At 71.6% G+C, this 11,843-nt stretch carries 14 protein-coding genes; 10 read left to right on the top strand and 4 right to left on the bottom strand.

What is annotated here, in order from left to right:
* The first annotated feature begins 15 nt into the window (after window positions 1-15).
* Both IF29_RS0124710 and IF29_RS0124705 read left to right on the top strand, forming a co-directional pair.
* Entirely contained in the window at window positions 16-414 is a 399-nt protein-coding gene (locus IF29_RS0124710) for an OB-fold nucleic acid binding domain-containing protein (RefSeq protein ID WP_030258941.1), read from the top strand.
* 6 nt (window positions 415-420) lie between these two features.
* Window positions 421-1,110, top strand: a complete 690-nt coding sequence (locus tag IF29_RS0124705) for a DUF3159 domain-containing protein (protein ID WP_030258939.1) — start codon at window positions 421-423, stop codon at window positions 1,108-1,110.
* Window positions 1,111-1,197: 87 nt separating this feature from the next.
* Here the strand turns inward: IF29_RS0124705 and IF29_RS0124700 are convergent, their stop codons facing one another.
* On the bottom strand, window positions 1,198-1,860 hold the full coding sequence (locus IF29_RS0124700) for a potassium channel family protein (RefSeq protein ID WP_030258937.1): 663 nt from the start codon (window positions 1,858-1,860) through the stop codon (window positions 1,198-1,200).
* On the bottom strand, window positions 1,860-2,522 hold the full coding sequence (locus tag IF29_RS0124695) for a potassium channel family protein (RefSeq protein WP_030258935.1): 663 nt from the start codon (window positions 2,520-2,522) through the stop codon (window positions 1,860-1,862). The genes IF29_RS0124700 and IF29_RS0124695 overlap by 1 nt, the downstream gene beginning before the upstream one ends.
* Before the next feature lie 321 nt (window positions 2,523-2,843).
* Here IF29_RS0124695 and IF29_RS0124690 point away from each other — a divergent pair, with 321 nt between their 5' ends.
* The 8 genes from IF29_RS0124690 to IF29_RS0124655 all read left to right on the top strand — a co-directional run bounded on the left by IF29_RS0124690 (window position 2,844) and on the right by IF29_RS0124655 (window position 10,282).
* Entirely contained in the window at window positions 2,844-4,937 is a 2,094-nt protein-coding gene (locus IF29_RS0124690; protein ID WP_030258932.1) for an APC family permease, read from the top strand.
* A complete protein-coding gene (locus IF29_RS0124685; protein WP_037596463.1) occupies window positions 4,934-6,295 on the top strand; it encodes a class I SAM-dependent RNA methyltransferase in 1,362 nt (453 codons plus the stop codon). Before IF29_RS0124690 ends, IF29_RS0124685 begins: the two co-directional genes overlap by 4 nt.
* 97 nt (window positions 6,296-6,392) lie before the next feature.
* Window positions 6,393-6,626 carry a toxin-antitoxin system HicB family antitoxin gene (locus tag IF29_RS0124680; protein WP_030258927.1) on the top strand — a complete coding sequence of 78 codons (234 nt, stop codon included), beginning with the start codon at window positions 6,393-6,395 and terminating at the stop codon, window positions 6,624-6,626.
* Entirely contained in the window at window positions 6,623-7,054 is a 432-nt protein-coding gene (locus tag IF29_RS0124675; RefSeq protein ID WP_030258924.1) for a hypothetical protein, read from the top strand. The genes IF29_RS0124680 and IF29_RS0124675 overlap by 4 nt, the downstream gene beginning before the upstream one ends.
* 65 nt (window positions 7,055-7,119) lie before the next feature.
* The gene (locus tag IF29_RS0124670) at window positions 7,120-7,965 is read left to right on the top strand and encodes a putative RNA methyltransferase (RefSeq protein ID WP_030258921.1); all 846 of its coding nucleotides are present in this window, start codon (window positions 7,120-7,122) and stop codon (window positions 7,963-7,965) included.
* Between the two features lie 7 nt (window positions 7,966-7,972).
* Window positions 7,973-9,253, top strand: coding sequence for an AAA family ATPase (locus IF29_RS0124665; protein WP_051725890.1), 1,281 nt, complete (start codon window positions 7,973-7,975; stop codon window positions 9,251-9,253).
* Window positions 9,246-9,599, top strand: coding sequence for a nucleotide pyrophosphohydrolase (locus tag IF29_RS0124660; RefSeq protein ID WP_030258916.1), 354 nt, complete (start codon window positions 9,246-9,248; stop codon window positions 9,597-9,599). Before IF29_RS0124665 ends, IF29_RS0124660 begins: the two co-directional genes overlap by 8 nt.
* Before the next feature lie 149 nt (window positions 9,600-9,748).
* Window positions 9,749-10,282 (top strand): DUF6099 family protein, encoded by a 534-nt coding sequence (locus IF29_RS0124655; protein WP_030258914.1) that lies wholly within the window; start codon window positions 9,749-9,751, stop codon window positions 10,280-10,282.
* A 26-nt stretch (window positions 10,283-10,308) separates the two neighbouring features.
* On the opposite strand, the gene IF29_RS42350 is transcribed toward IF29_RS0124655, so the two are convergent.
* On the bottom strand, window positions 10,309-10,494 hold the full coding sequence (locus IF29_RS42350; protein WP_037596459.1) for a hypothetical protein: 186 nt from the start codon (window positions 10,492-10,494) through the stop codon (window positions 10,309-10,311).
* 296 nt (window positions 10,495-10,790) lie between these two features.
* The gene (gene dapD / locus IF29_RS0124640) at window positions 10,791-11,783 is read right to left on the bottom strand and encodes a 2,3,4,5-tetrahydropyridine-2,6-dicarboxylate N-succinyltransferase (protein ID WP_030258912.1); all 993 of its coding nucleotides are present in this window, start codon (window positions 11,781-11,783) and stop codon (window positions 10,791-10,793) included.
* Window positions 11,784-11,843 lie beyond the last annotated feature (60 nt).

The raw sequence follows: 11,843 nt of genomic DNA, 5'->3' as shown, positions 1-11,843 counted from the left end.
CGGTACTCTTCGGCTATGAGTGGTGACATCCGAACCGACCGGCAGCAGGGGCGTCTGCGCCGGATGCTCAACCGGCTGGCCGCGAGCAGCGAGGAGCTCCAGGCCGAGGAGCTGCGCCAGGACGCCGAGGAGGCCGGCTGCATGCCCATCGCCTCCTGCCAGGACCGCCAGCAGGTCACGGTGACGGGCACGCTGCGCGCGGTGACCCTGCGCCCCAGGGCCGGCGTTCCCGCCCTGGAGGCGGAGCTCTTCGACGGCACCGACGCGCTGGACGTGGTCTGGCTGGGCCGCCGCTCCATCGCGGGGATAGAGCCCGGCCGCCGCCTGGTGGCCCACGGCCGGATCAGTCATGCGCGAGGCCGCCGGGTGCTCTTCAACCCGCGGTACGAGCTGCGCCCTGTCGGATCGGAGTAGCACCGCGTGAGCCCCAGTCACAAGCTGGCCAGCAAGGATTCCACCGAGGTCGACACCTCGCTGATCGACGCCTTCGGCGGGGTCCGCGGCATGGTCGACATGACCGTCCCCGGCTTCGTCTTCGTGCTGCTGTACACGATCACCAAGCAGCTGGGCGTCTCCGCCTGGTCGGCGGTCGGCGTGACGGTACTGCTCGCCGTGGTCCGGCTGGTCCGCAGGGAGACCCTGAAGCACGCCTTCGGCGGGGTGCTGGGCGTGGCCATCGGCGCGTTCATCGCCATGAAGTCCGGCAAGGCCCAGGACTTCTACCTGCCGTCCATGATCTACGGCGTGCTGCTGGGCGTGCTCTACGCCGTCTCGGCCCTGGTGCGCTGGCCGCTGCTCGGCGTGATGCTCGGCCCGATCCTGGGCGAGAACATGACCTGGCGCACCCAGAACCCGGGCCGCCTCGCCGCCTACACCAAGGCCACCTGGGTCTGGGTCGCGCTCTTCGCCATCCGAGCGGCGATCCTGTTCCCGCTCTACTGGGCCGGCAACGTCACCTGGCTCGGCGTCGCCAAGATCGGCCTGGGCGTCCCGCCCTGGCTGGTCGCCATCTACCTCTCCTGGCTGATCCTCTCCAAGGCCCCGCCGCCCATCAAGGTCGCCTCCGAAGAGGAAGAAAAAGAAGAAGAACCCGACCACGAACGCGTGTAACCGCCAGGGGCGCGAGGAACTGCGCGGCCGACCACGCACACACGTGCACGCCGACCGAACAGCAACCCCGCGCCCCGAGTGGAAGCGTCAGCTCTCCTTGGACAGCAGCTCTTCCAACTCCCGCTCCCGCTCCGCCGTGGCCACGAACAGCAGCTCGTCCCCACCCTCAAGACTGTCGCTACCGCTGGGAACCAGAACCCGGCCCTCGCGGATGATGGTGACCAGCGCAGTGTCCTGCGGCCACTCCACATCACTGACGCGCAGTCCGACCGCGGTAGCCGTCCCCGAGAGCGTGATCTCCACCAGGTTGGCGTCGCCCTGGCTGAACCGCATCAGCCGGACCAGGTCGCCGACGCTCACCGCCTCCTCGACCAGCGCCGACATCAGTCGCGGGGTCGAGACGGCCACGTCCACCCCCCAGGCCTCGTTGAACAGCCACTCGTTCTTGGGGTTGTTCACCCGCGCGACCACCCGCGGCACGCCGTACTCGGTCTTCGCCAGCAGTGAGACGACCAGGTTGACCTTGTCGTCCCCGGTCGCGGCGATGACCACGTTGCAGCGCTGCAACGCCGCCTCGTCCAGCGCGGTGATCTCGCAGGCGTCCGCGAGCAGCCACTCGGCCTGCGGTACCCGCTCCACCGAGATGGACTTGGGGTTCTTGTCCACGAGGAGGACCTCGTGGCCGTTCTCCAGCAGCTCGCCCGCGATGGATCGTCCCACCGCACCGGCCCCGGCAATGGCTACCCGCATCAGTGCTCCTCCGGGCCCTTCGCGAACACGGCCTCGACGGCCTCGAGATCTGCGATGCGCATCATCATGTGCACGAGGTCGCCCTCCTGCAGCACCATCTCGGGCGTCGGCAGCGTGCCCACGCCCAGTCGGCTGACGAACGCCACCCGCACCGCCGCGGCCTGCTCCAGCTTGCTGAGGCGGTGGCCGATCCAGCCGGACGCCACCGGGACCTCGGCGAGCTGCACGGCGCCGCTGGGGTCCTGCCAGTTGGGCTCGGAGCCACTGGGCAGCAGCCGGCGCAGCATCTGGTCGGCGGTCCAGCGGACCGTGGCCACGGTGGAGATGCCGAGGCGCTGGTAGACCTCGGCGCGGCGCGGGTCGTAGATCCGGGCCGCGACGTTCTCCACGCCGAAGTTCTCCCGGGCCACCCGCGCGGCGATGATGTTGGAGTTGTCGCCGCTGCTGACCGCCGCGAAGGCACCGGCCTGCTCGATCCCGGCTTCCCGGAGCGTGTCCTGGTCGAAGCCGACCCCGGTCACCCGCTGGCCGGTGAACCCGGAACCGAGACGGCGGAACGCCGTGGGGTCCTGGTCGACGACAGCGACCGAGTGCCCCTGCTTCTCGAGGGTGCGCGCGAGGGCAGAACCCACGCGACCGCAGCCCATGATGACGATGTGCACGCCCGTCCTTCCGGAGTGATGTCCCGGCTCGATCCTGGCACCTTCTTAACCGGTGCCCGCACCAGGGTCGCACCCTCGCGCGCCGATGACACAACCGCAGTACCCGTGCAACCCGGGTCGTTACACCCCGGAAGGGGTCCGGATCTAGGAGTCCGCTGGGAAGCGGCTGGCGGGCAGGTGTCGACGCCGGGCAAGGGGGGCGAGGGAACTCACACCTTCCCGATACCGATCCGCAACATTCCGGTGAGCGGCGAGTGACGCTCTGCTGATTTCCGGAGGGGCGTTAAGGGCGCGTCAAGGACAGGCTCTACGATCCTCGTCGTGTCCAAACTCACCGACGTACCCAAGCGGATCCTGATCGGCCGCGCCCTCCAGAGCGACAAGCTGGGTGAGACGCTGCTGCCGAAGCGGATCGCGCTGCCGGTCTTCGCGTCCGACGCACTGTCCTCGGTGGCCTACGCCCCCGAGCAGATCTTCCTCGCGCTGGCCGTCGCCGGTATCACCACCATCCACTTCTCCTGGTGGGTGGGCGGCGTGGTGGCGCTGGTGATGCTGGTCGTCGTCGCCTCGTACCGGCAGAACGTGCACGCCTACCCCAGCGGCGGCGGCGACTACGAGGTCGCCACGGTGAACCTGGGCGCCAACGCGGGGCTGACCGTGGCCGCGGCGCTGATGGTGGACTACGTGCTCACCGTCGCGGTGTCGACCACCTCCGGCGTCGCCAACGTGGTCTCCGCGGTGCCCTCGCTGCACGGCCACGAGGTGGCGATCTCGGTCACCCTGGTCGTGGTGCTGATGGGGATGAACCTGCGCGGGGTGCGCGAGTCGGGGACGGCCTTCGCCATCCCGACCTACGGGTTCATGGTCGGCATCCTGGGCCTGATGGCCTACGCGGCCGTCCGGCACTTCTTCCTCAGCGACTCGATGCACGCCGCCAGCTACAAGTTCGACCTGGTTCCGGCCCATGGACACGAGAACGTGGCCGGACTCGCGATGGTCTTCCTGCTGCTGAAGACCTTCTCCTCCGGCTGCGCCGCGCTGACCGGTGTGGAGGCGATCAGCAACGGCGTGCCGGCCTTCCAGAAGCCCAAGAGCAAGAACGCCGCGACCACCCTGCTGATGATGGCGGTCATCGCCGTGGTGATGCTGATCGGCATCATCTGGATGGGCAACCTGACCGGCCTGAAGATGTCCGAGAACACCGCCCAGTTGATCGGCGCCCCGTCCGACTACCACCAGAAGACCGCGCTTGCGCAGATCAGCCAGGCCGTGTTCAGCAACTTCTCGCCGGGCTTCTACTACATCGCCGCCGTCACCGGGCTGATCCTGGTGCTGGCCGCCAACACCGCGTTCAACGGCTTCCCGGTGCTCGGCTCGATCCTGGCCCAGGACCGGTACCTGCCGCGCCAGTTGCACACCCGCGGGGACCGGCTGGCGTTCTCCAACGGCATCATCATGCTGGCCGGCGTCGCGATCGTCTTCATCATCGGCTACGGCGCCGACCCCAACCGGCTGATCCAGCTCTACATCATCGGTGTCTTCGTCTCCTTCAACATGAGCCAGACCGGCATGATCCGGCACTGGACCAGGCTGCTGAAGACCGAGACGGACCCGGCCGTGCGCCGCCGGATGATGCGCAGCCGGGTGATCAACAGCATCGGCCTGGCCTGCACCGCCTGCGTGCTGGTGGTCGTCCTGGGCACCAAGTTCCTGTCCGGCGCCTGGATGTCCTGCCTGCTGATGGTGGTCTTCTTCGTGATGATGAAGGCGATCAGGAAGCACTACGACCGGGTCTCCGCCGAGCTGGTCGCGGCCGAGGAGCGCCCGGACGAGACGGTGCTGCCGTCCAAGGTGCACTCGGTGGTGCTGGTCTCCAAGCTGCACAAGCCCACCCTGCGGGCGCTGGCCTACGCGCAGCTCTCGCGCTCGGCGCACACCTCCACCCTGGAGGCGGTGACCGTGGACGTGGACCCGGCGGACACCGCGGCGCTGAAGGCGGACTGGGAGCGGCGCGGGATCGAGATCCCGCTGAAGGTGCTGCACTCGCCGTACCGCGAGGTCACCCGTCCGGTCGTGGACTACGTCCGGCAGCTGCGCAAGGACAGCCCGCGCGCCGTGGTCACCGTCTACATCCCGGAGTACGTGGTCGGCCACTGGTACGAGCAGCTGCTGCACAACCAGAGCGCACTGCGGCTCAAGGGCCGGCTGCTGTTCACGCCGGGTGTCATGGTGACCTCGGTACCCTGGCAGCTGGAGTCCTCCGAGCGCCGTCGCAAGCCGGTGGAGTGGAACGCCCCCGGGCAGATCCGTCGTGGAGACCTCCTCCGCGTGCAGAAGCGCGCGGGCGCCGCCGCGGACACCGAGCCGGGCCCGGGCGGCGCTGGGACGACCGACAGCAAGGACAGCAGCGCGTGACACCCCCTGGCAGGACCCGATCCGAGACCGCCGCCGCCGAAGCCGAGGCGCCGTCCCTGGTCGGTCAGCGGTACGAGGTCGAGGTGGGCCCGGTCGCCCACGGCGGCCACTGCGTGGCCCGGCACGAGGGCCGGGTGCTGTTCGTCCGGCACGCGCTGCCGGGCGAGCGGGTGGTGGCCGAGGTCACCGACGGCACGGAGTCCTCACGCTTCCTGCGCGCCGACGCGGTCGAGGTGCTGCAGGCCTCCAAGGACCGGGTCGAGCCGCCCTGCCCGTTCGCTGGTCCCGGGAAGTGCGGCGGCTGCGACTGGCAGCACGCGACCCCGGGCGCGCAGCGCAAGCTCAAGGTGCAGGTGCTCACCGAGCAGCTGCGCCAGCTGGCCAAGCTCGACCCGGCCGGGGCCGGCTGGGACGGCAGCATCGAGCCGGTCGGCGGCAAGCTCCCGGCCGGCACGGTGCCGCAGTGGCGCACCCGGGTCCAGTACGCGGTCGACCCGGACACCGGCGAGGCCGGTCTGCGGCGGCACCGCTCGCACCGGGTGCAGCCGGTCGACCGCTGCCTGATCGCCGCCGCCGGGGTGACCGAGCTGGGAGTGGAGGCGCGCGACTGGGAGGGCATGGCCACGGTCGAGGCGATCGCCGCGACCGGGTCGTCGGACCGCCAGGTGATCCTGACCCCGCGGGCCGGGGCCCGGCTGCCGATCGTGGAGCTGGACCGGCCGGTGTCGGTGATGCGGATCGACGACCACGGCGGGCTGCACCGGGTGCACGGGCGGTCGTTCGTGCGGGAGCGGGCGGCGGGCCGGACCTGGCGGGTCAGTGAGGGCGGCTTCTGGCAGATCCACCCGGAGGCCCCGGACCTGCTGGTCTCGGCCGTGCTGGAGGGCCTGGACCCGCAGGAGGGCGAGAACGCCCTGGACCTGTACTGCGGCGTGGGCCTGTTCGCCGGCGCCCTGGCCGACCAGCTGGGGGAGACCGGCGCGGTGCTCGGCATCGAGTCGTCCAAGCAGTCCGTGATCGACGCCCGGCACAACCTCGGCGACCTGATCGGCGAGGGCCGGGTGCGGATCGAGTGCGACAAGGTGGAGCGGCTGCTGCCGCGCACCGGCATCACCGAGACGGACCTGGTGGTGCTCGACCCGCCGCGCTCCGGCGCGGGCCGTGACACCGTGCGCCACCTGGCCGGGCTCACGCCCCGCCGGATCGCCTACGTCGCCTGCGACCCGGCCGCCCTCGCCCGTGACCTGGGCTTCTTCGCCGCCGTCGGCTACCGTCCGGTCAGTCTGCGGGCCTTCGACCTGTTCCCGATGACCCAGCACTTCGAGTGCGTGGCGATCCTGGAGCCCGTTTCCTCCTGATTCCTCGTGACCTGTTCCGCTCTTGAGCGGTTCGTCCTATGGGTAGTGCTCTTCTTATGACCCTTGCGTGCTAGCGGAATCGCGCTAGCTTGGAAGTATGACAAAGAAGCAGCTCAATGTCCGGGTGGACGCCACCACGGCCGAGATCGCCCGCTCCAGGGCGGAACAGGAGGGGATCAGCATGAACCAGTACATCGAGAAGCTGGTCCAGCAGGACATGGGAGAGACCGGCAGGTCCTTCGTGGACGCCGCCGCGCAGTTCATGAAGGAGTACGAGGCCGCCTTCCTCGCCGAGTTCGGCGAGCACGAAGGGACGGGTCAGCGCCGTTGAACGTCGAGATCGACCTGTCCTGGCTGCTCATGGTCGCCGAGCAGTACACCCCGGGCGACCCCCGGGTCACCGACTACGGCTCGCTCGTCGCCGCGGTGACCCGGCACCAGGCGGAGATCTTCGACGTACTGGTCTACCCCGAGCCCGAGGACCGGGCCGCGGCGCTGATGCACCAGCTGATCCGGGTGCCCGCGCTGGAACGCAACAACGAGCTCTTCGGCACCGCGGTGGCCTTCGCCTACCTGGTCTCCGGCGGCGCCAACGTGGCCACCACCACCCGGGAGATGCGCAGCCTGGCCCGCGGTGTGCGGGAGGGGCGGATCGGCGTCGACGGGGCGTCCCAGCGGCTGGCAGGCTGGGTCGTCGACCAGCTGCCGGATGCCGAGGGGGAGTCCGACGGGGAGCCCGAGGGCGACCAGAACGACTAGTCTGACCTGCGGCTTCAGTTGACATTGCAGGAAGAACACGGCAGGAACCGCAGGGAGACGGACGCGTGCTGCAGGACGTTGTGGAGTACCTGGTCTGCCCGCACTGCGGGCAGGGTCTCGCGGCCGGTCCCGGCGGCGGCGCGCTGCGCTGCCCGCAGCGGCACACCTTCGACGTCGCCAGACAGGGCTATGTCAGCCTGCTGCCCGGCGACGCGCACACCGGCACCGGTGACACCGCCGCCATGGTCGCCGCCCGCGACGCCTTCCTCAGTGCCGGGCACTACGCCCCGGTCGCCGAAGCGCTGGCAGCGGCCGCACCCGCTGACGCCCGCTGCGTGGTCGACCTCGGTGCGGGCACCGGCCACTACCTCGCCGCCGTGCTCGACGCGCTGCCCGAGGCGCACGGGATCGCCCTGGACATCTCCAAGTTCGCGCTGCGCCGGGCCGCCCGCTCGCATCCCCGGGCCGGCGCCGTGGTCTGCGACGCCTGGCGTCCGCTGCCGATCCGGGACGACGCCGCCGACCTGGTGATCAATGTCTTCGCCCCGCGCAACGGACCGGAGCTGCGCCGGGTGCTCCGGCCCGGCGGAACGCTGCTGACGATCACTCCGACGCCACGTCACCTGTCGGAACTGGTACGCGAGTTGGGCCTGCTCGGAGTGGACGGGCGGAAGGAGGAGCGGCTGGCGGCGACGCTGGGACCGTACCTGGAGTCCGGCGGCAGCAGCGAGCACGACTTCACCCTGCTGCTGGACCACGAGGCGGTGCGCACCGTGGTCGGCATGGGCCCGAGTGCCTGGCACACCGACCCGGCCGCGCTGGCCGAACGGATCGCGGCGCTGCCCGAACCAGTGCCGGTGACGGCGTCGGTCACCCTGAGCAGGTTCACCAAAGTGCCGCTCGCTCGTTGACCCCGGTGTGAGCGAGCCTTCCCCGCGCCGGGCCACCATCGGCGAACTGCGCCTGGTGGCGTTCAAGTCCCATGTCGGCACCGTGCTGCCGCTGGCCCCGGTCACCCTGGTGCAGGGTGTTTCGGGGAGCGGGAAGTCCAATCTGCTGGACGGGTTGGCCGCGCTGTCCGGACTGGCCGGCGGCGCGGATCTGGCCGAGGCGCTGGCGCCGGTCCGGGGCGGGCTGCGCGGCTGCGTGCCGCACGGCCGGCAGGGGTTCCGACTCGGCTGCAGCGTGGAGACCGCCCGGAGCGGCACCGTCTCGCTGGAGGTGGCGGTGCGCACCGACGGCGAGCCCAGGATCGTCGCCGAGCGGATCACCGGGGCGCTGCCGGGGACACCGGCCCGGGTGCTGCTGGCCACCGGGGAGGAGGACCGCGCGCGGGGCCGGATCAACGCGATCTGGCACAGCGACGGACGGCAGGGCGACATCCGCGCCCCGCTGGCGGCGGGCAGCCTGCTGGCGGCCCAGCTGCCGCTGCGGATCGCCGGGGCCACCCCGGGCGAGCAGCGGGTGCTCACGGCGGTGGAGGACCTGCTCACGGCGCTGCGTGAGGTCTTCCCGGTGGACCCGGTGCCGGCGCTGATGCGGGGCTGGGTCCCGGCCGGGGACGACGCCAGGCTGCGGAGCACGGCGGCGAACCTGTCCGCGGTGCTGGCGCGGATCCAGTCCGAGTGCCGGATCAGGTACGGCAAGCTGCTGCGCAGCGTCCGGACCGGCAGCCCCTACCCGGTCCGCGAGCTGGGGGTGCTGCGCAGCGACGACGCGCGGGTGCGGGCGGCGCTGTGGGAGGGGGAGACCGCGGTCACCGGGGCCGAGTCGATGAGCAGCGGCCTGCTGCGCTACCTGGCCTTCGCGACGGTGCTGCTGACCGGTCCCGGGGTGCTGCAGATGAGCTCGGCCGACGTCCCCCAGGTGGACCGGCTGCTCACGGTGCTCGCCGAGGACCTGGACGCCGGGCTGGCCGAGGGGCAGGTGGCGGAGCTGCTGCGGCTCGCCGGGGAGGTGGTCCGGCACGGCCACGCCCGGCTGCTGGCGACGCTGCGGGACGGGGCGGCAGGCGCGGCCCCGGAGGCGCTGGTGCTGCACTGCCGCCGCGATCCGCAGACCGGCTACAGCGTGCTGGAGCCGTCGCCAGCCCCGGCCCCGGCGTCGGCGCGGGTGGGGGTGCCGGCGGCGGCGCAGGCGGGCGTGCGGACAGGGGCGCAGGCGGGGGCCGGCGGGCGGGGAGAATGGGCGCATGACTGATCGACACCCGGACGTCCCCCTGCTCCAGCAGCGGCTGCGCGAGTTCGCCGCGGCGCGCGACTGGGGGCCGTACCACACGCCGAAGAACCTGGTGGCCGCGCTCAGCGTGGAGGCGTCCGAACTGCTGGAGATCTTCCAGTGGCTTACCCCGGAGCAGGCCGCCGCGGTGATGGAGGACCCGGTACGGGCGCACCGGGTCGAGGACGAGGTGGCCGATGTGCTGGCCTACCTGCTGCAGTTCTGCTCGGCGCTGGGAGTCGATCCACTGGCGGCGCTGGCGGCGAAGATCGAGCGCAACGAGCAGCGCTTCCCGGCCGGGGCCACCCCGCCGCTGGACGGTTCCTGACTCACCCTCGGGGGTGACGGAGTTCTGCACACCCCCCGAGTTGTCCACAGCCGGTGATCGTCGGCGTCGGGTCGTCCCCCTTCTGCTCCAGGCTGGTGCCCTGACGGAGAGTCCGTCGGAGCAGTCAGGAGCAACAGGGGGTCGCGACCATGGACGCGCTGAGGCTGATCAAGTCCACCAGGCACGGTCTGACCGAGGCGCGCAGTGTGCCGCAGGTGCTGGCGGAGTGCTGGCAGGCCTGCGCCCTGGTCGAGGCCGTGACCCGGGTGCTGGCGCTCGAACTGATGGAGCGTGAGCTGCTGGACGGCGCCGGCTGCGGGGGCGGCGGTGCGTCCGGGATCGCCCGGGCCGTGGCCGAGGCGGCGGGCCATGCGGCCACCTGCGTGGGGCGGCCCCCGGACGACGGGGGCGGCCCCGGCAGGGCGGAGCGGCTGACCGTGCTCACCGATACCGCAGTGGCCCTCCGCGAGCTGTGCCGGTTGGTCCAGGAGACCGCCGAGGCACTGATCGTGCTCGCCTGCGGGGCCGGCGAGCAGGAGCTGTACTGGCGCTGCATCGACTCGGTGGACGCCGTCGCGGAGTGTCAGGACCTGGCCGCGCAGTTGCTGCGCGCCGTCGACCCGGCCTGCCGGGAGCTGCTGCCGGTGGGCGACTGGCAGTCGGGGGAGGGCGGCGCGTCATGACGGCGGCGGTGGAGGCGTCGGCCCTGCTAGGGCTCGTAGCTGTGTGCGTCGTGCGGGGGTGGCGACTGGAGGTCGGCGTCCAGGCGCACCAGGTCGGCGTTGAGCGCGGCGAGCAGCTGCTCCATCTGCGCGAGCAGGCTCTGCGGAGCGGCGGGGGCAGCGGTGGGGGAGGAGGCGCTCTGGCCCTCCGGTACGACGGATGCCTCGGACATGGTGCTCCAATCCTTCGGGGAGCGACCCCCCGAACCCCCACGCAACCCGCAGGTGGTCAACGTCACCGAGACGGAACCCGCCGGTTGAGGCCGAGTGGACGTGCCCCTCCTGGGGTGCGGCGGACAGGACGGCGGGCAGTTGCCGTTCCCGAGCGGGCAAACGAGCCGCGCGGTGGCCCGGTCACTGACCGTCACACCCACGGGGGATGCGGGGCCAGTGCCGGGCCGGACCTGACCGACCCCGTCGAGCAGGGGTTCGAGGGACCGCCGTCCCCCTCGGCGCGTCCGTCAGAGCGTCAGTTGTGCGCGTGCAGCTCGGCGTTGAGGCCGCCCCAGGAGCCGGAGCGGGCGATGACCTCGACCGTGCCGCTCTGCGAGTTGCGGCGGAACAGCAGGTTGTCCTGCCCGGACAGCTCCACCGCCTTGGCGACCTTGCCGTCCGGCAGGGTGACCCTGGTCCCCGCGGTGACATAGAGGCCGGCCTCGACCACGCAGTCGTTGCCCAGCGAGATCCCGATCCCGGCGTTGGCGCCCAGCAGGCAGCGCTCGCCGACCGACACGACCTGCTTGCCGCCGCCGGAGAGGGTGCCCATGATCGATGAGCCGCCGCCGATGTCGCTGTGGTCGCCGACCACCACGCCGGCCGAGATCCGTCCCTCCACCATGGAGGTGCCCAGGGTGCCGGCGTTGAAGTTGACGAAGCCCTCATGCATCACGGTGGTGCCGACCGCGAGGTGGGCACCCAGTCGGACCCGGTCGGCGTGGGCGATACGCACCCCGCTGGGTGCCACGTAGTCCGTCATCCTGGGGAACTTGTCGATGCCGTAGACGGCGAGCTGGCCGCCCTCGGCGCGGACCGCGAGCCGGGTGGACTCGACCCGGTCCACCGGCACCGGGCCGATGCTGGTCCAGGCGACGTTGGGGAGCAGGGCGAACAGCCCGTCCAGGCTCTGCCCGTGCGGCCGCACCAGGCGGTGGCTGAGCAGGTGCAGGCGCAGGTAGGCGTCGTGGGTGTCCAGCGGCTTCTCGTCCAGGGAGGCGATCACGGTGCGAACCGCGACGACCTCCACGCCGCGGCGCGGGTCCTTGCGCAGGGCGCCGGCCACGCCCGCACCGAGTTCGGCGGTGGCCTCGGCGGCGGACAGCAGCACGGTGCCGGCCGGTCCGGGGTCCGCGGTCAGCGAGGGGGCGGGGAACCAGGTGTCCAGGACCGTGCCGTCGTCGGCGACGGTGGCCAGGCCTGCGGCCACGGCACCACGGGGGGAGGGGGAAGCGGATTCGTTCGTCACCCCGTCACGGTAACGAATCGCCCCCCTGGCCGCCCAACCGTACCGCTGTGCGGACAGCGC

This window comes from Streptacidiphilus jeojiense (genome assembly GCF_000719095.1).
Classification (GTDB): domain Bacteria; phylum Actinomycetota; class Actinomycetes; order Streptomycetales; family Streptomycetaceae; genus Streptacidiphilus; species Streptacidiphilus jeojiensis.
This window is presented reverse-complemented; position numbering and strand designations above follow the sequence as displayed.

What these genes read in the sequence shown, in the direction of transcription:
- IF29_RS0124655 (WP_030258914.1), top strand. Translation starts at nt 9,749, where the DNA reads ATGGACGCGCTGAGGCTGATCAAGTCCACCAGGCACGGTCTGACCGAG.
- IF29_RS0124710 (WP_030258941.1), top strand. Translation starts at nt 16, where the DNA reads ATGAGTGGTGACATCCGAACCGACCGGCAGCAGGGGCGTCTGCGCCGG.
- IF29_RS0124680 (WP_030258927.1), top strand. Translation starts at nt 6,393, where the DNA reads ATGACAAAGAAGCAGCTCAATGTCCGGGTGGACGCCACCACGGCCGAG.
- IF29_RS42350 (WP_037596459.1), bottom strand. Translation starts at nt 10,494, where the DNA reads ATGTCCGAGGCATCCGTCGTACCGGAGGGCCAGAGCGCCTCCTCCCCC.
- IF29_RS0124700 (WP_030258937.1), bottom strand. Translation starts at nt 1,860, where the DNA reads ATGCGGGTAGCCATTGCCGGGGCCGGTGCGGTGGGACGATCCATCGCG.
- IF29_RS0124660 (WP_030258916.1), top strand. Translation starts at nt 9,246, where the DNA reads ATGACTGATCGACACCCGGACGTCCCCCTGCTCCAGCAGCGGCTGCGC.